The sequence below is a fragment of the Staphylococcus cohnii subsp. cohnii genome (genome assembly GCF_002902365.1).
Lineage (GTDB): Bacteria > Bacillota > Bacilli > Staphylococcales > Staphylococcaceae > Staphylococcus > Staphylococcus cohnii.
This window is the reverse complement of sequence record NZ_PPQC01000015.1, coordinates 1-21,282: the sequence shown is the minus strand read 5'-3', so window position 1 is coordinate 21,282 and position 21,282 is coordinate 1. Positions and strand designations below refer to the sequence as shown.

Sequence of the window (21,282 nt, the reverse complement as noted above, 5' to 3'; positions counted from 1 at the left end):
AGCCATAAACATTTTGTTTTTTTCACTGTCTACTTGACAGGGTGCAGTTCAGCCCTATGGATTAGTCATTTTTAAAATCTTGCGATTTCAATCGTGCATGCTTGCCTGGGGATATGATTCGAGCCTGTAGTCTCTCATTCATATCATTTCTCCGGGTGTCAGCACGTTTTAAAATCGCTATATACTAAAGCTTAACTTATTTTATTCAGTGAAATTTTAATTCCTAATATCATTAAATCGCGATATGTAAATTACGACTTATATATTTTTTAGTAGCCATCGATAATTATGCTTGAAATAAAGCTATTTATATCTTAGCGCTTATTATATTTAGTAAATTTGAATTATAAAGTAAAGTTTTACAATTTAACATACTGTTTTATTAACTAATTAGCTTTAAAGCAGTATTTATAAATTTCAATTATTGAAATACATTTTGTAATTAAATAAAATATTTGCTATAGTTATAAAGGTAAATAGCGTAGTTCATTATGTTATTTAAAACTTATTTATGAAATGGGTGCAAGATAATGCCTGAAAAAGTACGAACATCACCTCAGTACGAATCGTTCCATGAGTTATATAAAAATTACACTACTAAAGATCTCACTCAAAAAGCAAAATCACTGAAATTAACAAACTATAGTAAATTAAATAAAAAAGAGTTAGTTCTTGCAATTATGGAAGCGCAGATGGAAAAAGATGGAAACTATTATATGGAAGGCATCTTAGATGATATCCAACAAGATGGTTACGGCTTCTTAAGAACTGTCAATTATTCAAAAGGTGAAAAAGATATTTATATATCTGCTAGTCAAATACGTCGTTTTGAAATTAAACGAGGTGATAAAGTAACTGGTAAAGTAAGAAAACCAAAGGATAATGAAAAGTATTATGGTTTGCTACAAGTAGATTTTGTCAATGATGAGAATGCAGAAGAAGTTAAGAAAAGACCACATTTCCAAGCATTGACACCATTATACCCAGAAGAACGCATCAAGTTAGAAACAACGAAAGAAAATTATTCTACGCGTATTATGGATTTAATTACTCCAATCGGTTTAGGACAACGTGGTTTGATTGTTGCCCCACCTAAAGCTGGGAAAACATCATTATTGAAAGAAATTGCAAATGCCATCGCAATCAATAAACCTGATGCAGAATTATTTGTGCTACTTGTCGGTGAAAGACCAGAAGAGGTTACTGATATAGAGCGTTCTGTTGAATCAGCAGAAGTTGTTCACTCAACATTTGATGAACCTCCGCAGCATCATGTCAAAGTGGCAGAATTACTATTAGAACGTGCAAAGCGTTTAGTAGAAATAGGTAAAGATGTCATTATTTTAATGGATTCCATTACAAGACTTGCACGTGCATATAACTTGGTTATCCCACCAAGTGGACGTACACTTTCAGGTGGTTTAGATCCAGCATCATTACACAAACCTAAGGCGTTCTTTGGTGCAGCAAGAAATATTGAAGCTGGTGGTAGTATGACGATATTAGCTACTGCGTTAGTTGATACTGGTTCACGTATGGATGACATGATATATGAAGAATTTAAAGGAACAGGAAATATGGAATTACATCTTGATCGCAAGCTAGCTGAACGTCGCGTCTTTCCAGCTATTGATATCGGTCGGAGTTCTACACGTAAAGAGGAATTGCTAATACCACCAAAAGATTTAGAATCACTTTGGCAACTACGTAACATGTTTACAGATTCACTTGATTTTACAGAAAGATTTGTAAGAAAATTAAAACGAACAAAAACGAATCAAGAATTCTTTGAACAATTACAGGAAGCTGCCAAGGAGAGTACTAAAACTGGAAAGCCAATTATTTAAAGCGGCTTATCATTTAAAATGCGATTTAGGGTTGCGTTTTAGTTTTATAACAATTATAATTATCAAGTATTGGGTAAAAAAACTCACAAACAACTCTGTTCCAGATGGTTCAGGGCAAAGGAGCTGAAAAAAATGAAACAAAATATTCATCCTGAATACCACAAAGTTATCTTTTTAGATACAACAACAGACTTTAAATTCTTAAGTGGTTCAACAAAATCTTCATCAGAAACGATGGAATGGGAAGATGGAAATGAATACCCAGTTATTCGTTTAGATATTTCTTCTGATTCACATCCATTTTACACAGGACGTCAAAAATTCGCTGCTGCGGATGGTCGTGTGGAACGTTTCAACAAGAAATTCGGATTCAAATCAAGCAACGAATAATTGTTGTAATAAGGCATTCTCATTTTATGAGAATGCTTTTTTATTTAACATGGATGATGGATAGGTGTAAACAGAAGAGTACAAATGTTTTAGTACATTAATTACATATAAAATTACAAATAACTTAAGAGAAATTGATATTTTAAGATAGAAAATATGATATAATAAACCGATTATGTTTTGAAAAAGGGTGGAACGCATAATGAATGAAACTTATCATTCCGGCTGGATAGAATGTATAACTGGAAGCATGTTTAGTGGTAAATCTGAAGAATTAATTCGTCGCTTAAGACGTGGACTATATGCTAAACAAAAGGTGGTTGTATTTAAACCAGCAATAGATGACCGCTATCATAAAGATAAGATTGTTTCGCATAATGGCAATGCAATTGAGGCAATTAATATCTCAACAGCAGCTGAGATTTATAAACACGATTTATCAAAATTTGATATTATAGCAATCGATGAAGTTCAATTTTTTGAAAACAACATTGTTCATATTGTAGAAGAATTAGCTGAAAAAGGACATAGAGTGATTACTGCAGGTTTAGATATGGATTTCAGAGGTGAACCATTTGAACCGATACCTCATTTATTAGCAGTAAGTGAAGAAGTGACTAAACTACAAGCTGTTTGTGCAGTATGTGGTTCGTCATCCAGCCGTACACAACGGTTAATTGATGGCAATCCAGCAAAAATTGATGACCCTGTGATTCTCGTCGGCGCAAACGAAAGCTATGAACCTAGATGTAGGGCACATCATATCGTTGCACCAAGTAATCATGAGAAGGAGGAAATGTAGTGTTTGATCAATTAGACATTGTAGAAGAAAGATACGAACAATTAAACGAAATGTTAAGTGATCCTGAAGTCGTAAATAATCCAGATAATTTACGAAAATATTCAAAAGAACAGGCTGATTTGCAAAAAACAGTTGAAGTGTATCGCGAATATAAACAAGTTAAAGAAGATGTAACTGAAATAGATGAAATGTTACAGGAAACAAAAGATGAAGAAGAAGTTGAAATGCTCAAAGATGAAAAACAAGAATTGAGCCAAAAAATTCCAGAATTAGAAGAAGAATTAAAATTCTTGTTAATTCCAAAAGATCCCAATGATGAAAAAGATGTAATTGTTGAAATTCGTGCAGCAGCTGGTGGGGATGAGGCTGCAATATTTGCTGGGGATTTATTTAGAATGTATTCTAGATACGCTGAAGCACATAGTTATAAGACAGATATAGTCGAAGCTACTGAAAGTGACCATGGTGGTTACAAAGAGATTAGTTTCTCTGTTTCAGGCACAGGTGCTTATAGTAAATTGAAATACGAAAATGGCGCACATCGTGTACAACGTGTACCAGCAACAGAGTCAGGTGGGCGTATTCACACATCTACAGCTACAGTTGCCGTATTACCAGAAGTTGAAGATGTTGAGATAGAAATTCGTAATGAAGATATTAAAATAGATACCTATCGTTCTAGTGGTGCAGGTGGACAACACGTAAATACTACAGATTCTGCCGTTCGAATCACACACTTGCCAACGGGTGTCATTGCTACTTCATCAGAAAAATCTCAAATTCAAAACCGTGAAAAAGCAATGAAAGTGTTAAAGGCACGTTTGTTTGATATGAAATTACAAGAAGAACAACAAAAGTATGCAGCACAACGTAAATCAGCTGTCGGTTCAGGTGATCGTTCAGAGAGAATTAGAACATACAATTACCCACAAAGTCGTGTAACGGATCATCGTATTGGATTGACATTGCAAAAATTAGAACAAGTTATGGAAGGCAAGTTAGATGAGATTATTGATGCACTAACTTTAGCTGAACAAACAGATAAATTGAAAGAACTGAATGACGGTGAATTATAGAGAAAGATTGAAGATTGCGCAAAGCAAATGTGAAGCAAAAAATATTGAAGCAACAAGAGCTGAATGGTTAATGCTTGATTTATTTCAATGGCAAAAAACAGATTATTTGTTGCACGCTGACGAAATTATGACAGAAGCACACAACGTGTTGTTTGATAGTGCAGAAGCAAGGATGTTACAAGGTGAACCTATTCAGTATATTGTAGGCACACAATCTTTTTATGGTGAAATATTTAAAGTGAATGAACACTGTTTAATTCCGAGACCTGAAACAGAAGAAGTATTACTACATTTTTATAATTTGGTGAAGTCTGGGGATAAAGTTGTAGATATAGGTACAGGTAGTGGCAACATACCTATTTTACTAAAAAAAATGAATCAATATTTGGACGTTTTAGCTACAGATTTATATGATGCAGCTTTATCGGTGGCCAAAGATAATGCTCAGTATCATGATGTAGACATTACATTTTTACAAGGCGACGCCTTAAATCCTTTAATAGAGAAAAATATTAAAGTGAATGGCTTAATTTCAAATCCACCATATATAGCTGATAGCGAAAAAACTTTAATGGAAGACACAGTATTGCGATATGAACCTACCAGTGCTTTATTTGCTGAAAATAATGGCTTTCAGGTTTATGATAAGATTTTAGAACAATTACCAGATGTATTGTTACCCAATGCAATAGTTGTGTTTGAAATTGGTTATAAACAAGGCCTTACTTTAAAGAAAAAAATTGAAGAAAAATATCCTGCTGTTTGTGTTCAAATAATAAAAGATATTAACAATAATGATAGAATTATTTCTTTCAAATGGTAATTTAAGAAGTTGTGTGCTGAACATGATAAGTCATGAAGGTGCATAACTTCTTATTTTGTTTTAAAATTGAAATTAAGATGAAAGGGCGTGTATAGATGGAAACAAAAATATGGGATCTGAGAAATCATCTGACAGATGACGTTAATATAGATACTTATAATGAAATAAAAAATGTTTTTGAAGCTAGTGGACTCATCGCAATACCAACTGAAACTGTATATGGTTTAGGTGGTGATGCAAGAAACGAACAGACTATAAAAAATATTTATGCAGCAAAAGGTAGACCTTCAGATAATCCTCTAATCGTTCATATACATCATGTTAAACAATTAGATGCATTCACAGAGCATATTACACAAGAAGTTAGGATGCTAATGAATCAATTTTGGCCTGGGCCAATTTCATTTATTTTACCACTGAAAAAAGGTTATTTATGTGAAAGTGTAAGTGGTGGACTTTCATCCATAGCAGTTAGGATGCCGAGTCATCCTATTGGAAGGAAAATATTAGAATTTGTAGATATACCGATTGCTGCGCCCAGTGCTAATTTAAGTGGTAGACCTTCTCCAACTAATTTTGAACACGTATATCGTGATTTAAATCAAAGAATTGATGGTATTGTCAATGGTGACCAAAGTGAAGAAGGTTTAGAAAGTACAGTTTTAGATTGTACACAATACCCATTTAGGATAGCTCGTCCAGGGTCTATTACCAAATCTATGATTGAAAATGTGTTGCCTGGATCTATTTCAACAAAAGAGAACTTGAATCAAGAAAATCCCATAGCCCCAGGAATGAAATATAAACATTATGCACCAGATACCCCAATAACAATTGTATACGCGGTTCATCAACAACTATCCTCTAGTAAAGATTGGCGTAATGTCGCTTTTATATTTCCAAAAGATAAGCTTAAATATATTCCTGAAAATGCAACTTTTATTCCATTGTGTGAAAATGAAAGAGATATTAAAGGTGCAAATCATAATTTGTATCAAATATTGCACGACATAGACCAAAATGAAAATATTAAAGAGGCTTATATATTTGGATTTGAAAATCGTGATGATGCAGTTGCTATCATGAATCGTATGCAAAAGGCGGCAAATTATACCATTGTAAAAGGAGAAACTTTATGAAAATCGTTTTTGTATGTACTGGAAATACTTGCAGAAGTCCGATGGCAGAAAGTATTGCAAAAGCTAAAATGCCAGATATTGAAGTTGCATCACGTGGTTTGTTTGCAATAGATGGTACACCTACATCAGAATACACACGCGCTATCGTAAAAGAAAAACAATTACCATTACCAGAAAATGCTCAAAACTTCACTGAAATTGATATGAATGCAGACCTTATTTTGACAATGTCAACAAGCCATAAAGAAGTAATTAAACAAATGTATGGTAGAGGCACACATATATTTACTTTAAGTGAGTATGTATTGCATGGTGAAGACGTAGCTGACCCATTTGGAGGAACTAAATCAGATTATCTTGAAATTTATAATGAATTAAATTCATTGATTGAAAAATTAAAAAATAAAATATTAGAGTAAATAAATATGTGAAATTAGTATGAGTAACTCATTAAATACGTTATAATAATAACGTGTAGCAAATGTGCTAGCAATTAAATTTGTCTGAATGGACTTATGTATTTTGGCTTACTTTTTATCAAAATAAATAAGGGGTGCTGAACATGGAGGATTTAAAAGCGTTATTAGATGAACTAAAAACTAAATCTTTCTTTAAAGACGACGAGCTTTGCATTATAGGTTGTTCTACTTCAGAAGTGATTGGCGAACGCATAGGTAGTGTTGGATCTATGGAAGTAGCAAAAGACATATTTGAAGCATTAAAAGAGATTGAAACGGAAACAGGCGTTTCTTTTGTATTTCAAGGCTGCGAACATATCAATAGAGCAATCACTATTGAAAAAGCAAATTTCGATCCCTTAACGATGGAAGAAGTAACCGTTGTACCAGATGTCCATGCTGGAGGTAGTTTAGCTACATATGCATATCAACATATGGCTGACCCTATAGTCGTTGAAACAATTAACGTTCCAAAAGGGATAGATATTGGCCAAACTTTAATCGGTATGCATATTAAGCATGTAGCAATACCCGAGCGTACAAGTGTGAAGCAAATTGGCGAAGCAATTGTTACAATCGCTTCTTCAAGACCTAAGAAAATTGGTGGCGAAAGAGCAAAATATAACTAATACAGAAACGAGGGTTTACTAATGTCATTTATTAAAGATCAAGATAAAGAAATTTATGAAGTGATTCAAAACGAGTTCAACCGTCAAAATAACAATATAGAGTTAATCGCATCAGAAAACTTTGTGTCGGAAGCAGTTATGGAAGCTCAAGGTTCCGTATTAACTAACAAGTATGCTGAAGGTTATCCGAACAGAAGATACTACGGTGGTTGTGAATACGTAGATGTATCTGAAACATTAGCTATTGAAAGAGCAAAGCAATTGTTTGGTGCAGAACATGTTAATGTTCAACCACATTCTGGTTCACAAGCAAATATGGCTGTTTATCTCGTTGCATTAGAACACGGAGATACTGTATTAGGTATGAATTTAAGTCATGGTGGACACTTAACTCATGGTGCACCAGTAAACTTTAGTGGTCAATTTTATAACTTTGTCGAATATGGTGTCGACAAAGAGAGTGAACAAATAGACTATGACGAAGTTTTAAAAGTAGCAAAAGCGCATCAACCTAAATTAATTGTTGCTGGTGCATCTGCATACTCAAAAACAATAGACTTCAAACGTTTTAGAGAAATTGCTGATGAAGTTGGTGCTAAATTGATGGTAGATATGGCGCATATCGCCGGATTAGTAGCTGCGGGTCTACACCCAAGTCCAGTAGAATACGCTGATTTTGTAACTACGACAACACATAAAACATTACGCGGTCCTCGTGGTGGTATGATTTTGTGTAAAGAGGAATACAAAAAGCAAATTGATAAAACAATCTTCCCAGGCATTCAAGGTGGCCCTTTAGAACATGTTATTGCTGCTAAAGCTGTAGCGTTTGGTGAAGCGCTTCAAGATGATTTCAAAACATATCAACAACAAGTTATAAAAAATGCAAGAGCTTTAGCGGATACATTAAATAAAGAAGGGTTTAGAGTAGTATCTGGCGGTACTGATAATCATTTAGTATGCGTAGATGTAAAAGGATCAGTCAATATTACTGGTAAAGTAGCAGAAGAAGCTTTGGACTCAATAGGTATTACTTGTAATAAAAATACAATTCCATTTGATCAAGAAAAACCTTTTGTAACAAGTGGCTTAAGACTTGGTACGCCAGCAGCTACAACACGTGGTTTTGATGAAGCAGCATTTGAAGAAGTAGCCAAAATTATTAGCCTAGTGTTAAAAGACCCTGAAAATGAAACAACATTAAAAGAAGGACAAGAAAGAGTTAAAGCATTAACTACGAAACATCCTTTATATAATTAAATTGGAGGAAGTAATTATGGGCAACGTACATGTTTTTGATCACCCACTTATTCAACACAAATTAAGTTACATTAGAGATGTACATACAGGTACAAAAGAATTTAGAGAACTCGTAGATGAAGTTGGTATGTTAATGGCATACGAAGTAACTAGAAATCTAGAGTTACAAGATGTAGAAATTGAAACACCAGTCACTAAGATGATTGCTAAAAGACTAACAGGTAAAAAACTAGCATTTATTCCCATTTTAAGAGCGGGACTTGGTATGACACAAGGTATCTTAAATTTAGTGCCGGCAGCAAGAATAGGTCATGTTGGACTATACAGAGATCCCGAAACATTAGAAGCGGTTGAATATTTTGTAAAACTACCACAAGACATTGAAGAAAGAGAAATTGTAGTAGTTGATCCAATGCTAGCGACTGGTGCTTCTGCAATTGAAGCGATTAATTCACTTAAAAAACGCGGTGCTAAACACATCAGATTTATGTGTCTGATTGCGGCTCCAGAAGGTGTAGAAAAATTACAAGAAGCACATGAAGATGTTGATATATATATCGCAGCATTAGATGAGAAATTAGATGACCATGCTTATATTACACCTGGTTTAGGTGACGCTGGTGACCGTTTATTCGGTACAAAATAGTTTAACCCAGGAGTGGAGTAGTATGAAAAAAGTTATGACTGTTTTTGGGACACGTCCTGAAGCGATAAAGATGGCACCACTCGTTTTAGAGTTGGAGAAAGATTCTGAATTACAACCAATCGTTGTAGTGACTGCACAACACAGAGAAATGTTAGATTCTGTCTTGAAAAGCTTTGACATAACACCTGATTATGATTTGAATATTATGAAACAGAGTCAATCATTGTCTGATATAACTTCTCGCATACTCATTCGATTAGAGGATGTGATAAAAGAAGCGCAACCAGATATGATACTTGTTCACGGAGATACTATGAGTACATTCGCTGGAAGCTTAGCAGCATTATATAATCAAGTCCCAATCGGACATGTCGAAGCTGGTTTACGAACTTGGAATAAATACGCTCCATTTCCTGAAGAAATGAATAGACAAATGGTAGGAGTAATGTCTGATTTAAACTTTGCTCCTACCAATAATGCTGCAAACAATTTGATCGCTGAAAACAAACCAGAAGACACAATCGTAGTGACAGGCAATACTGCGATTGATGCTATGAAAACGACAATTCATAATGGTTATGAATCAGAAATCATAGCTAAGCATAAAAATAAACGTATTATTCTCTTAACTGCGCATAGACGAGAAAATATTGGAGAACCTATGACACATATTTTCAAGGCAGTACGTGATATTGTCGAAGCATACGAGGATGTTGTTGTCGTATATCCAATACATAAAAACCCTAAAGTACGAGAAATTGCAGATTATTATTTGTCAAACCATACAAGAATCGAACTTGTCGAACCATTAGAGGTTGTTGATTTTCATAATTTTGCACACCAGTCTTACTTAATTTTAACTGATTCTGGTGGAGTACAAGAAGAAGCGCCTTCATTAGGCAAACCAGTACTCGTATTAAGGGATGTGACAGAGAGACCAGAAGGTGTGGCAGCGGGTACATTAAAAATTGTAGGTACAAATGCAAAAAACATTTTTACAGCAACAAAAGAACTATTAGACAACAAAAATTTATATGAGACAATGAGCACAGCTAAAAATCCATATGGAGATGGCAATGCATCATATAGAATTTGTCAAAATATTAAATATTTCTTTGGTTTAATTGAAAAAAAACCTTCTTCTTTCAAATAATTATGTATTTATGTGTCATTTTTGTGACATTCTTGAAAAAAATTGAATTACAATTTGAATAGAATTGACACGTAAAGTATCCTATATTATTATTAAAATTGTATGATTGGAATGGTTTTCATATGTGAAAGATAAGGTGAAGCGAGGCACTGTAATGAAACGTTTCAACATCATTTTTAGTCAGTACATACAATACTATTTATATTGTATTATTGTACTTGTAATTGTGTTTATTTTCACATACTCTGCATTTATATTAGGTCTTATAATTGGTATGATCGGATCGCTAATCAATACTTTTACTTTTGAATATTATTTGGCGAAAGCAAAAGAAAAGGATAACATACATATTTCAACGGGCAACATTTGGCGATATTTGATAGTGATATTAGCTTGTACGATATGGTATTTTTATAAGGACTATATAAACATTTTTGGAGTAGTTGTTGGTTTAATGATTTCTTATGTTTTAATTGTTTTCAAACCATTTTTACACAAGAAATAAAATTTATAATGAAAGAGGTGAGAAAGCATGGATCATAAAGACCCTCTAGTCAGTTGGAATGTGTTCGGTCTAGACATCGTGTTTAATCTATCATCGATTATGATGATGTTGATTACGGCGTTTATTGTTTTTGTAATAGCTATTATTTGTACACGTAACCTCAAGAAGCGTCCAACAGGCAAACAAAACTTTATCGAGTGGGTTTTTGATTTCGTAAGAGGGATTATTGAAAGTAACATGGCTTGGTCAAAAGGCGGTCAGTTCCATTTCTTAGCCGTTACATTAATCTTTTTCATATTTGTTAGTAATATGCTCGGATTACCGTTCCAATTAATTTCGGGACACACCCTGTGGTGGAAATCTCCCACAGCCGATCCAACTGTGACACTAACATTATCAACTCTGATAATACTATTAACACATTATTATGGAGTTAAAATGGTTGGAACTAAAGGATATTTTCAAAATTATACAAAGCCAATATTCCTATTGCCTATCAATGTGTTTGAAGAATTTACTTCAACATTGACGCTAGGATTACGACTTTACGGAAATATTTTTGCAGGTGAATTATTGCTAGGATTATTAGCAGGTTTAGTATTCGACTTCCCAGCATGGGGTTGGCTAATTGGATTACCTGGCCTAATCGTATGGCAAGGGTTCTCAATTTTTATCGGTACGATTCAGGCATATATATTTGTAATGCTTTCGATGGTATATATGTCACACAAAGTACAAAAGAGTCATTAAATTAAAAAATAAAAAGAACAAATTAGGAGGATTTTTAAATGAATTTAATCGCAGCAGCAATCGCAATCGGCTTATCAGCACTTGGTGCAGGTATTGGTAATGGTCTTATCGTTTCAAGAACAGTAGAAGGTGTCGCTCGTCAACCAGAAGCACGTGGTCAATTAATGGGTATTATGTTCATCGGTATCGGTTTAGTTGAGGCGCTACCAATTATAGGTGTCGTTATCGCTTTCATGTCACTATAAGTAAACTAGTCTTTATGGCGAAGTCTTCTGGGCTCTCGCCGTTCGTTTTTATCAAAATACCTTATGATTATACTGGATGAAAGGAGTGTCTATGAAAGTGACTGCTACGACTAATATGTTCGTTCTAGGTGCGGCTAGTGGCGGCGGTGTACAATGGGGGACAATCATTGTTACGATTGCTACATTTGCCATATTACTTTTACTTTTGAAAAAGTTTGCTTGGGGCCCACTTAAAGAAGTGATGGACAAACGTGAACGCGATATTAATAAAGATATCGATGATGCTGAACAAGCTAAATTAAATGCTCAAAAACTAGAAGCACAAAACAAACAAACACTAAAAGAAACACAAGAAGAGGTTCATAAAATTTTAGAAGAGTCTAAAATACAAGCCCGTAAACAGCACGAAGAAATCATTCATGAAGCCAACATTAGAGCTAATGGCATGATTGAAACAGCACAAAATGAAATTAACAGTGAAAAAGAACGCGCACTTGCGGATATTAACAATCAGGTTTCTGAACTTTCAGTACTAATTGCTTCAAAAGTACTTCAAAAAGAAATTTCAGAAAAAGATCAAAAAGAATTAGTTGAAAAGTACATTAAAGAGGCAGGCGATAAATAATGGCTAATGTAGCAAAAAAATATGCAAAAGCGTTATTTGATACTGCTAAAGAAAAAGCGTTACTCGATCAAATGTATGAAGAATTTTCAACAATTGACGAAGCAGTACAACCTGAAGTTGTGAAATTAAAAGAACTAGACACAGATCCACAAAAAGATGTAGCACAACGTCAACGTTTTGTTGCTATTATTTTTGGACACGCAAATCAATATTTACAGAATATGTTTATGGTGCTTGCAAGTAATCGTCACCTTACATATACACATGAAATATTTTTAGCTTTTGAAACCTTATACAATGAATATCATAATCAAGACTTTGCAGTTATTGAATCTGTTTATAAACTATCTGAAGATGAAATCGCAAGTATTGATTCAATTATAAAATCACGTACAAAACTTTCAAAACTAATGATAACAAATGAAATTAATCCCGATCTTATCGGTGGTATCCGAGTTAAAGTCGGTACGAAAGTGATGGATGCAAGTATTAAAAATGATCTTGCCAAACTTGAAAAGCAATTTATTAGAGTGAAATAAAAATCGAAGGAGTGACATAGATGGCCATTAAAGCTGAAGAAATCAGTGCATTACTTCGCTCACAAATAGAAAATTATGAGTCAGAAATGGCTGTTACTGATGTAGGTACAGTTCTGCAAATTGGTGATGGTATCGCTTTAATCCACGGATTAAATGACGTTATGGCTGGTGAGCTTATTGAATTTAATAACGGCGTTCTAGGTTTAGCACAAAACTTAGAAGAATCCAATGTCGGTGTAGTAATTTTAGGCCCATACACGGATATAAAAGAGGGAGACGAAGTAAAACGAACTGGACGTATCATGGAGGTTCCAGTTGGTGAGGAGTTACTTGGTCGTGTCGTTAACCCATTAGGACAAGCAATTGATGGTCAAGGACCAGTCAATACAACAAAAACACGTCCTGTAGAGAAGAAGGCAACTGGTGTAATGGATCGTAAATCTGTAGATGAACCATTACAAACAGGTATCAAAGCAATTGACGCACTTGTACCAATTGGTCGTGGGCAGCGTGAATTAATTATCGGTGACCGTCAAACAGGTAAAACAACGGTTGCCATTGATACAATTTTGAACCAAAGAGATCAAGATACAATTTGTATATACGTTGCTATCGGACAAAAAGATTCAACAGTTCGAGCAAATGTTGAAAAATTACGTCAAGAAGGTGCATTAGACTATACAATTGTTGTTTCAGCTTCAGCAGCAGATCCAGCACCTATGCTTTATATCTCGCCATATTCTGGTGTAGCAATGGCTGAAGAATTCATGTTTGCTGGTAAAGATGTTTTAATCGTTTATGATGATTTAACAAAACAAGCTGCAGCTTATCGTGAGTTATCACTATTATTACGTAGACCTCCAGGTCGTGAAGCTTATCCTGGTGACGTATTCTACTTACATAGTAGATTATTAGAGAGAGCAGCTAAATTAAATGATGATTTAGGTGGCGGTTCAATCACAGCGCTACCTATTATTGAGACACAAGCAGGCGATATTGCTGCTTATGTACCTACAAATGTAATTTCTATTACAGATGGACAAATATTCTTGCAATCTGACTTATTCTTCTCCGGTGTTAGACCAGCGATTAATGCAGGACAATCAGTATCACGTGTTGGTGGTTCTGCACAAATTAAGGCTATGAAAAAAGTTGCCGGAACTTTACGTCTAGATTTAGCTTCATATCGTGAATTAGAATCATTCGCGCAATTTGGGTCTGATTTAGATGAATTTACTGCTAAAAAATTAGAACGTGGTAAACGTACAGTTGAAATATTAAAACAAGATAAAAACAAACCACTACCTGTAGAAAATCAAGTTTTAATTATTTATGCTTTAACAAAAGGACATTTAGATGATATCCCAGTAGTTGATATTACGCGTTTTGAAGACGAGTTGAATCAATGGGCTAAATCGAATGCATCTGATTTATTAAATGAAATCAAAACGACGGGTGCTTTACCTAACGATGAATCATTTGAATCAGCAATCACTGAATTCAAGAAGAGTTTTAGCAAATCAGAAGAAGCATAATAGTTAATGTAGATAAAAGGTGGTGAGATAATGGCATCTCTTAAAGAAATCGATACACGAATAAAATCAACAAAAAAGATGAAACAGATTACGAAAGCAATGAACATGGTTTCTAGTTCAAAATTGCGTCGTGCTGAAAAAAACACGAATCAATTCAGACCATATATGGCTAAAATGCAAGATGCAATTACAGCTGTTGCTGGTGCGGATAGAAATTCACATCATCCAATGTTACAACAGCGAGAAGTGAAAAAAAGTGGTTATATCGTAATTACTAGTGACCAAGGCCTTGCAGGTGCATATAATGCAAATGTATTGAAACATCTGATGAAAGATATTGAACGCAAACATAGTAGTAGTGATGAATATTCTATCTTAGTTTTAGGTCAAACAGGTGTTGATTTTCTTAAAAATAAAGGATACGAGATTCATGATTCTTTAACAGAAGTTCCTGATCAACCTTCATTTAAAGAGATACAAGCAATTGCTAAAAAAGCGATAGATTTGTATAACGACGAGATTGTGGATGAGGTAAAAATTTATTACAGTCACTTCGTAAGTGTTTTAGAAAACACACCTTCGATGAAAACTGTGCTTCCATTGTCTCCGGAAGATTCAAGCTTAGGACATGGTCAAATGTCTTCATATGAATTTGAACCAGACAAAGAAGCAATATTAAGTGTTATTTTACCTCAATATGTTGAAAGTTTAATATATGGAACGATTTTAGATGCAAAAGCAAGTGAACATGCTACACGTATGACGGCTATGAAAAATGCATCTGATAATGCGACAGATATCATTGATGATTTATCTATCGAATATAACAGAGCGAGACAAGCAGCAATCACTCAACAAATTACTGAAATTGTTGGTGGCGCAGTTGCACTTGAATAATGATTAAAGGAGGAAAATAGCATGGGATTAGGCCGTGTAACACAAGTTATGGGTCCAGTAATTGATGTTCGCTTTGAGCACAATGAAGTTCCAGAAATTAATAATGCCTTAGTTCTCGATATAGAAAGAGAAGAAGGTACTGTTGAATTAACGTTAGAAGTTGCATTACAACTTGGTGATGACGTAGTACGAACAATCGCAATGGATTCAACTGATGGTGTTAAACGTGGTACAGAAGTTAGAGATAGCGGAAATAGTATCAGCGTACCAGTTGGTAATGAAACATTAGGTAGAGTATTTAATGTATTAGGTGATACGATAGATTTAGATGAAGACATAGATGACTCAGTGCGTCGTGACCCAATTCATAGAGAAGCACCTGCATTTGATCAGTTATCTACTAAAGTTGAAATTTTAGAAACAGGTATCAAAGTCATTGATTTATTAGCACCATATATCAAAGGTGGTAAAGTTGGATTATTCGGTGGTGCCGGTGTTGGTAAAACTGTATTAATTCAAGAATTAATCAATAATATCGCTCAAGAGCATGGTGGTATATCCGTATTTGCTGGTGTAGGTGAGCGTACGCGTGAAGGTAATGACCTATACTTTGAAATGAGTGATAGTGGTGTTATTAAAAAGACAGCTATGGTATTTGGACAAATGAACGAACCACCTGGTGCGCGTATGCGAGTAGCACTTTCTGGTTTAACAATGGCTGAATATTTCCGGGATGAACAAGGACAAGATGTTCTATTATTCATAGATAACATCTTTAGATTTACTCAAGCTGGTTCAGAAGTTTCTGCGTTATTAGGTCGTATGCCTTCAGCTGTTGGTTACCAACCAACGTTAGCAACTGAAATGGGACAATTACAAGAACGTATTACTTCTACAACTAAAGGTTCAGTAACATCAATTCAAGCGGTATTCGTACCAGCCGATGATTATACTGACCCAGCACCAGCCGCAGTATTTGCGCACTTAGATTCAACTACAAACTTAGAGCGTAAATTAACTGAAATGGGTATTTATCCTGCAGTTGATCCATTAGCATCTACTTCTAGAGCGCTTGACCCATCAATTGTTGGCCAAGAACATTATGAAGTAGCACGTGAAGTACAATCTACTTTACAAAAATATAGAGAATTACAAGATATTATTGCTATTTTAGGTATGGATGAACTTTCTGAAGAAGACAAACAAACTGTAGAACGCGCGCGTCGTATTCAGTTCTTCTTATCACAAAACTTCCACGTTGCTGAACAATTTACTGGTCAAAAAGGATCTTATGTTTCTGTTCAAAAAACAGTAGAAGGCTTCAAAGCAATATTAAATGGTGATTACGATCATATTCCAGAAGACGCATTCCGTCTGGTTGGAAGTATGGATGAAGTAATTGAAAAAGCTAAAGATATGGGTGTTGAAGTTTAAAATTAGGAGGTATGGATAATGAATACATTAAGCCTAAATATTGTCACTCCTAATGGTTCTGTTTACGACCGAGAAGATGTCACTCTTGCAGTATTACAAACTACTGCTGGAGAAATCGGAGTCATGTATGGACATATTCCAACAGTTGCAGCACTTGAAATTGGCTATGCCAAAATTAATTTTGACGGTGGTTCAGAATATATTGCAGTGAGTGAAGGTTTTGTTGAAGTAAGACAAGATAAATTATCAATCATTGTTCAAACTGCAGAGCCTGCGAATGAAATTGATGTCGCTAGAGCAGAGTTAGCAAAATCAAGAGCAGAATCTCATTTAAACAATGAAGAAGATAGCAGTGACATAAATAGAGCCAAACGCGCATTAGATCGTGCTAATAACCGTCTTCGTGTCGCTCAATTACAATAATGAATATAAGATATTCTATTACGTTTATCAAAAAAGTCGACAAAGTTTTATACTTTGTCGACTTTTTCTATTTTCTGATTAAGACATGTTAGAATCAAAATTTTAGCCTAAGATTATCAGTGATATATTGATTTAAGTAATAGCATGTATTTACTATATTAAAATAATTTTTATGAAAACTTACTTTTACATATGATTTTTCATAATCATTTATAAAGGAAGATAATAATTGATAAATGACTAAAACAAATAAAAATATTTAATTTTAATTGTTATGCATATATGTCATATATAATGGGAAAATAATAATAAATTGACGCTTTATTATTTAAATGTCAGTTATCTCATTATTAAGTATCTTTTGCATAGTGTTTCGTGTAAAATATATAAATAGTGTTTAGCAAGGAGAATAACTTATGGAATATTTGGGACAGTTTTCAATTGTACATCTCATTTTACATGTCCTTTGTATTTGTATTGCTTATTGGGCATTGAATGCAGTGAGATTGGAACAATTTTTTAAAAAAGGTTTTCCAGTACAAGTTCAAATTTGTATGATATTTTTAGCAATACTAATCGGAACGTCAGTCAGTAATTTTATTGTAGATTTGTTACAATTTTCTACACAAATAAAATATTTGGCACAATAATTCAAATAATTGTATATTACGCATGATTATCGATATAATTTAATAGTAAGTTTGATTGAAAATTAAAGGCAATTTATAAGTAGTTAAGTGGAGGACTTAAGATGGATAAGATAGAAATTAATGGTGGTAAAAAATTAACTGGTGAAGTGAAAGTTTCAGGTGCAAAAAATGCAGTATTACCAGTATTGACAGCATCACTATTAGCATCAAAAGGCGTGAGCAAGTTAAAAAATGTACCAGCACTTAGTGACGTAGAAACAATTAATAATGTAATATCAACATTAAATGCTGATGTTTCTTATAATAAAGAGCAAGAAGAAGTTACAGTAGATGCAACGAAACAATTAAATGAAGAAGCACCATATGAATATGTAAGTAAAATGAGAGCAAGTATTCTTGTTATGGGGCCATTATTAGCACGATTAGGTCATGCCAAAGTGGCTTTACCAGGTGGTTGTGCTATCGGTTCTAGACCGATTGAACAGCATATTAAAGGTTTTGAAGAGCTAGGTGCAGAAATCCATATGGATGGCGGTTTTATATACGCAAACACTACTAATGGATTGAAAGGTACAACGATTCACTTAGATTTTCCTAGCGTAGGTGCGACTCAAAATATTATAATGGCAGCTTCTTTAGCTGATGGCAAAACTGTTTTAGAAAACGTTGCAAGAGAACCAGAAATCGTTGATTTGGCTAATTATATTAATGAAATGGGCGGAAATGTATTAGGAGCCGGTACTGACACAATCACGATTGAAGGTGTTGAAGCTTTATATGGCGTTGAGCATTCAATTATACCTGATAGAATAGAAGCGGGTACATTATTAATTGCCGGTGCAATTACAAGAGGAAATGTATTAGTAAATGGTGCAATCAAAGAACATATGACGAGCTTAGTATATAAACTAGAAGAAATGGGAGTTAATCTAGAATATCTTGATGATGCAATTCGTGTAAGTGTCGAAAACGAATTGAAACCAGTAGATATCAAAACGCTTCCACACCCTGGATTTCCTACAGATATGCAATCACAAATGATGGCGTTATTATTAACTGCTAATGGACACAAAGTAGTAACTGAAACAGTGTTTGAAAATAGATTTATGCATGTCGGTGAATTTAAAAGAATGAATGCTAAAATTACTGTAGAAGGTAGAAGTGCAAAAATTGAAGGTAAAAGTGAACTTCAAGGTGCTCAAGTTAAAGCAACAGATTTGCGTGCTGCAGCTGCACTGATTTTAGCGGGCTTAGTTGCTGAAGGTACAACATATGTTACTGAATTAAAGCACTTAGACAGAGGATATGTTGATTTACATGGAAAATTAAAAGCATTAGGTGCTGATATCAAAAGAACACAAAATTAATGTTATAATATATTAATAAATCGGAAATAGATAGAAGTATAGTTGGAGGAAGCAAATTATGGAAACAATTTTTGACTACAACCAAATAAAAGAGATTATTCCACATAGGCAACCATTTTTATTAATTGATCGCGTTGTAGAATACGAAGAAGGTCAACGATGTGTGGCAATTAAGCAAGTTTCAGGTAATGAACCATTCTTTCAAGGTCATTTTCCAGAATATGCTGTAATGCCTGGTGTATTAATTACTGAAGCTTTAGCCCAAACAGGTGCAGTTGCTATGTTAAATAGCGAAGCAAATAAAGGTAAACTTGCACTATTTGCTGGTATCGATAAATGTCGTTTTAAAAAACAAGTAACCCCTGGAGATACTTTGCGTTTAGAAGTTGAAATAACGAAACTCAGAGGCCCTATAGGTAAGGGTAGTGCTAAAGCAACAGTTGATGGACAATTAGCATGTAGTTGTGAGTTAACATTTGCTTTGCAAGATAAATAGTATATAAAAATAGTGTCACAGACTGTTTTCAACAGACTGTGACACTATTTTTTATTTATCAATTTTTTCATCTTTAAGTCTTGGTTTAGATTGCATCAATCTATTAAATGACTTCTTCAAGTCGTCGCCAGTTAAACCTTCATCTATTAATTGTTCTAATAAACTTTCAGCGTAAACTTGTCTCAATGTGTAAATATGACATTCACAAACAACAGAAATTGTATCTTCTAGTTGGATGATATGTTTAATCGTTGCATCAAACAAAGCTGGATCGTTCGCAGGTCTAGTGATAACAACACGTATATCTAATAATGTCTCGTTTTCCATATATGCTTTCATAGTTTCATAGTGATAATCTGAAATGACGATTTCAAGCAACCAGCCAGTGCCACTATTTTCCTTATTGATGATGACACCATCTTCTAATTCGTACTCAGTCACGCCACCATTCTCTGATACGATTTGAAATCGAACGGCTTTAAATGTTTTCATCGTCTCACATCCATTTAATTAATTTAAACTCTACAAAAAATGCATTTATATTATTATTATAACGTAATTTTCTATGTGAAAGGTGAAAAAAGTAGAAATAAGTAATCGATTATTATTTTAAATTTTGAAAAATGTGTTTTGACGAAATCATATGAATTTTTTATGATTAGCTTATAAAGGAGGTGACATATGATTAACAGTATTGTCATTGTAGGGAGACTAACAAAGGACCCTAAAATTTATGAGAAGGAGGGAAATAAACTAGCTACATTTTGCGTAGCTGTTACAAGAAACTATAAAGATAAAAATCAAAAAACTATTTGTGATTATTTATTCTGTAAGGCATTCGGAAAAATTGCTAATAATGTCGAAAAATATATCAATCAAGGCTCATTAGTTGGTATAACTGGACAAATGCAATCGAGAAAATTTGAAAAAGAAGGACAGATGCATTTTGTATCAGAAATTTTTATTGAAACTATTAAATTTATGTCCCCACGGTCTAAAAATGAAGATGAAGCACTTTTTGATCCACTTCCAATAGCCTCAAATCAAGAACTTATTAATAATTTTCATTTAGAGGAAAACGATATTTATGAAATTGTATAAAGTTTCAGGCATTCCCAACTCCCCGTTAATTTAACCCATCAAATCTAATATACATTTAATCCTACTATTTAATTATACTTCTATCAGGCTATTCCTATTAACTCAAAAATGATTCAATAGGAATAGCTAATATACATACTATATAGAACACATATCCATTATTAAAAAAGCTGAAATTCATGCTGATATAATACAGAATAATCAGATAAATTACAATATTATTACACAACATAATTTTTATTATTACTAATATAAACTTTCATAGCAGTTTCTGAAGTGAAAAGTAATGCATTGATACTATTTTGAAAATGTAATCCCCGTGTAAAGAAAAGGTGTACTTTTTTATTTGACTGTAACCTGCTATTGTTTTTAAGATGTTATAGTTGTAATTGCAAATTAATCATAACGAAAAAATTATTTACCTTATAGGAGGAATTTTTAAAAATGAAAAAAACAGTATTAGCTTCAACATTAGCAGTAGGATTAGGTGTA

Annotated in this window: 25 protein-coding genes; 24 read left to right on the top strand and 1 reads right to left on the bottom strand. The window is 33.8% G+C overall.

Annotated elements, in window-relative coordinates; genetic code table 11:
* Nucleotides 1–530 precede the first annotated feature (530 nt).
* The 23 genes from rho (at nt 531) to fabZ (ending at nt 19,689) form a co-directional block, all read left to right on the top strand.
* Nucleotides 531–1,847: a transcription termination factor Rho gene (gene rho, locus CD032_RS03200; protein ID WP_019468286.1), complete on the top strand. Its 1,317-nt coding sequence runs from the start codon at nt 531–533 to the stop codon at nt 1,845–1,847.
* A gap of 132 nt (nt 1,848–1,979) precedes the next feature.
* The gene (locus tag CD032_RS03195; RefSeq protein WP_019468287.1) at nt 1,980–2,237 is read left to right on the top strand and encodes a type B 50S ribosomal protein L31; all 258 of its coding nucleotides are present in this window, start codon (nt 1,980–1,982) and stop codon (nt 2,235–2,237) included.
* A 202-nt stretch (nt 2,238–2,439) separates the two neighbouring features.
* A complete protein-coding gene (locus CD032_RS03190; protein WP_019468288.1) occupies nt 2,440–3,039 on the top strand; it encodes a thymidine kinase in 600 nt (199 codons plus the stop codon).
* Complete coding sequence (prfA, locus tag CD032_RS03185) at nt 3,039–4,115, top strand: peptide chain release factor 1 (protein ID WP_019468289.1); 1,077 nt, start codon at nt 3,039–3,041, stop codon at nt 4,113–4,115. The genes CD032_RS03190 and prfA overlap by 1 nt, the downstream gene beginning before the upstream one ends.
* Complete coding sequence (prmC, locus tag CD032_RS03180; protein ID WP_019468290.1) at nt 4,099–4,938, top strand: peptide chain release factor N(5)-glutamine methyltransferase; 840 nt, start codon at nt 4,099–4,101, stop codon at nt 4,936–4,938. Before prfA ends, prmC begins: the two co-directional genes overlap by 17 nt.
* A 95-nt stretch (nt 4,939–5,033) precedes the next feature.
* Nucleotides 5,034–6,077 (top strand): L-threonylcarbamoyladenylate synthase, encoded by a 1,044-nt coding sequence (locus CD032_RS03175; RefSeq protein WP_071562295.1) that lies wholly within the window; start codon nt 5,034–5,036, stop codon nt 6,075–6,077.
* The gene (locus CD032_RS03170) at nt 6,074–6,496 is read left to right on the top strand and encodes a low molecular weight protein arginine phosphatase (RefSeq protein WP_019468292.1); all 423 of its coding nucleotides are present in this window, start codon (nt 6,074–6,076) and stop codon (nt 6,494–6,496) included. The genes CD032_RS03175 and CD032_RS03170 overlap by 4 nt, the downstream gene beginning before the upstream one ends.
* Before the next feature lie 143 nt (nt 6,497–6,639).
* Entirely contained in the window at nt 6,640–7,164 is a 525-nt protein-coding gene (locus tag CD032_RS03165; protein ID WP_019468293.1) for a TIGR01440 family protein, read from the top strand.
* Nucleotides 7,165–7,185: 21 nt separating this feature from the next.
* The gene (glyA, locus tag CD032_RS03160; protein ID WP_103211163.1) at nt 7,186–8,424 is read left to right on the top strand and encodes a serine hydroxymethyltransferase; all 1,239 of its coding nucleotides are present in this window, start codon (nt 7,186–7,188) and stop codon (nt 8,422–8,424) included.
* A 16-nt stretch (nt 8,425–8,440) separates the two neighbouring features.
* Complete coding sequence (gene upp, locus CD032_RS03155) at nt 8,441–9,070, top strand: uracil phosphoribosyltransferase (RefSeq protein WP_019468295.1); 630 nt, start codon at nt 8,441–8,443, stop codon at nt 9,068–9,070.
* 22 nt (nt 9,071–9,092) lie between these two features.
* Nucleotides 9,093–10,223 (top strand): non-hydrolyzing UDP-N-acetylglucosamine 2-epimerase, encoded by a 1,131-nt coding sequence (gene wecB / locus CD032_RS03150; RefSeq protein WP_019468296.1) that lies wholly within the window; start codon nt 9,093–9,095, stop codon nt 10,221–10,223.
* 154 nt (nt 10,224–10,377) lie between these two features.
* On the top strand, nt 10,378–10,728 hold the full coding sequence (locus CD032_RS03145; protein ID WP_046467681.1) for an ATP synthase subunit I: 351 nt from the start codon (nt 10,378–10,380) through the stop codon (nt 10,726–10,728).
* Nucleotides 10,729–10,755: 27 nt separating this feature from the next.
* Nucleotides 10,756–11,478: a F0F1 ATP synthase subunit A gene (atpB, locus tag CD032_RS03140; RefSeq protein ID WP_019468297.1), complete on the top strand. Its 723-nt coding sequence runs from the start codon at nt 10,756–10,758 to the stop codon at nt 11,476–11,478.
* Nucleotides 11,479–11,516: 38 nt separating this feature from the next.
* A complete protein-coding gene (gene atpE / locus CD032_RS03135) occupies nt 11,517–11,723 on the top strand; it encodes a F0F1 ATP synthase subunit C (protein ID WP_002482721.1) in 207 nt (68 codons plus the stop codon).
* 97 nt (nt 11,724–11,820) lie between these two features.
* Nucleotides 11,821–12,348, top strand: coding sequence for a F0F1 ATP synthase subunit B (locus CD032_RS03130; protein WP_026034759.1), 528 nt, complete (start codon nt 11,821–11,823; stop codon nt 12,346–12,348).
* Nucleotides 12,348–12,887: a F0F1 ATP synthase subunit delta gene (locus CD032_RS03125; protein ID WP_019468299.1), complete on the top strand. Its 540-nt coding sequence runs from the start codon at nt 12,348–12,350 to the stop codon at nt 12,885–12,887. Before CD032_RS03130 ends, CD032_RS03125 begins: the two co-directional genes overlap by 1 nt.
* A 20-nt stretch (nt 12,888–12,907) precedes the next feature.
* Nucleotides 12,908–14,422 carry a F0F1 ATP synthase subunit alpha gene (gene atpA, locus CD032_RS03120; protein ID WP_019468300.1) on the top strand — a complete coding sequence of 505 codons (1,515 nt, stop codon included), beginning with the start codon at nt 12,908–12,910 and terminating at the stop codon, nt 14,420–14,422.
* A gap of 30 nt (nt 14,423–14,452) precedes the next feature.
* On the top strand, nt 14,453–15,319 hold the full coding sequence (gene atpG / locus CD032_RS03115; RefSeq protein ID WP_019468301.1) for an ATP synthase F1 subunit gamma: 867 nt from the start codon (nt 14,453–14,455) through the stop codon (nt 15,317–15,319).
* 21 nt (nt 15,320–15,340) lie between these two features.
* Entirely contained in the window at nt 15,341–16,753 is a 1,413-nt protein-coding gene (atpD, locus tag CD032_RS03110) for a F0F1 ATP synthase subunit beta (RefSeq protein ID WP_019468302.1), read from the top strand.
* 18 nt (nt 16,754–16,771) lie between these two features.
* Nucleotides 16,772–17,176 carry a F0F1 ATP synthase subunit epsilon gene (locus CD032_RS03105; RefSeq protein ID WP_019468303.1) on the top strand — a complete coding sequence of 135 codons (405 nt, stop codon included), beginning with the start codon at nt 16,772–16,774 and terminating at the stop codon, nt 17,174–17,176.
* 416 nt (nt 17,177–17,592) lie between these two features.
* Nucleotides 17,593–17,826, top strand: a complete 234-nt coding sequence (locus CD032_RS03100; protein ID WP_019468304.1) for a DUF1146 family protein — start codon at nt 17,593–17,595, stop codon at nt 17,824–17,826.
* 101 nt (nt 17,827–17,927) lie between these two features.
* Nucleotides 17,928–19,193: a UDP-N-acetylglucosamine 1-carboxyvinyltransferase gene (gene murA / locus CD032_RS03095; protein WP_019468305.1), complete on the top strand. Its 1,266-nt coding sequence runs from the start codon at nt 17,928–17,930 to the stop codon at nt 19,191–19,193.
* Nucleotides 19,194–19,251: 58 nt separating this feature from the next.
* Entirely contained in the window at nt 19,252–19,689 is a 438-nt protein-coding gene (gene fabZ / locus CD032_RS03090; protein WP_019468306.1) for a 3-hydroxyacyl-ACP dehydratase FabZ, read from the top strand.
* 51 nt (nt 19,690–19,740) lie between these two features.
* Here the strand turns inward: fabZ and CD032_RS03085 are convergent, their stop codons facing one another.
* Nucleotides 19,741–20,181 (bottom strand): YwpF-like family protein, encoded by a 441-nt coding sequence (locus tag CD032_RS03085; RefSeq protein WP_019468307.1) that lies wholly within the window; start codon nt 20,179–20,181, stop codon nt 19,741–19,743.
* 189 nt (nt 20,182–20,370) lie between these two features.
* On the opposite strand from CD032_RS03085, the gene CD032_RS03080 reads away from it, so the two are divergent.
* Nucleotides 20,371–20,790, top strand: a complete 420-nt coding sequence (locus CD032_RS03080; protein ID WP_019468308.1) for a single-stranded DNA-binding protein — start codon at nt 20,371–20,373, stop codon at nt 20,788–20,790.
* Nucleotides 20,791–21,282: the final 492 nt, after the last annotated feature.

Excerpts from the sequence above, each read along its gene's own strand:
- rho (WP_019468286.1), top strand. The coding sequence starts at position 531 with ATGCCTGAAAAAGTACGAACATCACCTCAGTACGAATCGTTCCATGAG.
- CD032_RS03195 (WP_019468287.1), top strand. The coding sequence starts at position 1,980 with ATGAAACAAAATATTCATCCTGAATACCACAAAGTTATCTTTTTAGAT.
- CD032_RS03190 (WP_019468288.1), top strand. The coding sequence starts at position 2,440 with ATGAATGAAACTTATCATTCCGGCTGGATAGAATGTATAACTGGAAGC.
- prmC (WP_019468290.1), top strand. The coding sequence starts at position 4,099 with ATGACGGTGAATTATAGAGAAAGATTGAAGATTGCGCAAAGCAAATGT.
- CD032_RS03175 (WP_071562295.1), top strand. The coding sequence starts at position 5,034 with ATGGAAACAAAAATATGGGATCTGAGAAATCATCTGACAGATGACGTT.
- CD032_RS03170 (WP_019468292.1), top strand. The coding sequence starts at position 6,074 with ATGAAAATCGTTTTTGTATGTACTGGAAATACTTGCAGAAGTCCGATG.
- CD032_RS03165 (WP_019468293.1), top strand. The coding sequence starts at position 6,640 with ATGGAGGATTTAAAAGCGTTATTAGATGAACTAAAAACTAAATCTTTC.
- glyA (WP_103211163.1), top strand. The coding sequence starts at position 7,186 with ATGTCATTTATTAAAGATCAAGATAAAGAAATTTATGAAGTGATTCAA.
- upp (WP_019468295.1), top strand. The coding sequence starts at position 8,441 with ATGGGCAACGTACATGTTTTTGATCACCCACTTATTCAACACAAATTA.
- wecB (WP_019468296.1), top strand. The coding sequence starts at position 9,093 with ATGAAAAAAGTTATGACTGTTTTTGGGACACGTCCTGAAGCGATAAAG.
- CD032_RS03145 (WP_046467681.1), top strand. The coding sequence starts at position 10,378 with ATGAAACGTTTCAACATCATTTTTAGTCAGTACATACAATACTATTTA.
- atpB (WP_019468297.1), top strand. The coding sequence starts at position 10,756 with ATGGATCATAAAGACCCTCTAGTCAGTTGGAATGTGTTCGGTCTAGAC.
- atpE (WP_002482721.1), top strand. The coding sequence starts at position 11,517 with ATGAATTTAATCGCAGCAGCAATCGCAATCGGCTTATCAGCACTTGGT.
- CD032_RS03125 (WP_019468299.1), top strand. The coding sequence starts at position 12,348 with ATGGCTAATGTAGCAAAAAAATATGCAAAAGCGTTATTTGATACTGCT.
- atpA (WP_019468300.1), top strand. The coding sequence starts at position 12,908 with ATGGCCATTAAAGCTGAAGAAATCAGTGCATTACTTCGCTCACAAATA.
- atpG (WP_019468301.1), top strand. The coding sequence starts at position 14,453 with ATGGCATCTCTTAAAGAAATCGATACACGAATAAAATCAACAAAAAAG.
- atpD (WP_019468302.1), top strand. The coding sequence starts at position 15,341 with ATGGGATTAGGCCGTGTAACACAAGTTATGGGTCCAGTAATTGATGTT.
- CD032_RS03105 (WP_019468303.1), top strand. The coding sequence starts at position 16,772 with ATGAATACATTAAGCCTAAATATTGTCACTCCTAATGGTTCTGTTTAC.
- CD032_RS03100 (WP_019468304.1), top strand. The coding sequence starts at position 17,593 with ATGGAATATTTGGGACAGTTTTCAATTGTACATCTCATTTTACATGTC.
- murA (WP_019468305.1), top strand. The coding sequence starts at position 17,928 with ATGGATAAGATAGAAATTAATGGTGGTAAAAAATTAACTGGTGAAGTG.
- fabZ (WP_019468306.1), top strand. The coding sequence starts at position 19,252 with ATGGAAACAATTTTTGACTACAACCAAATAAAAGAGATTATTCCACAT.
- CD032_RS03085 (WP_019468307.1), bottom strand. The coding sequence starts at position 20,181 with ATGAAAACATTTAAAGCCGTTCGATTTCAAATCGTATCAGAGAATGGT.
- CD032_RS03080 (WP_019468308.1), top strand. The coding sequence starts at position 20,371 with ATGATTAACAGTATTGTCATTGTAGGGAGACTAACAAAGGACCCTAAA.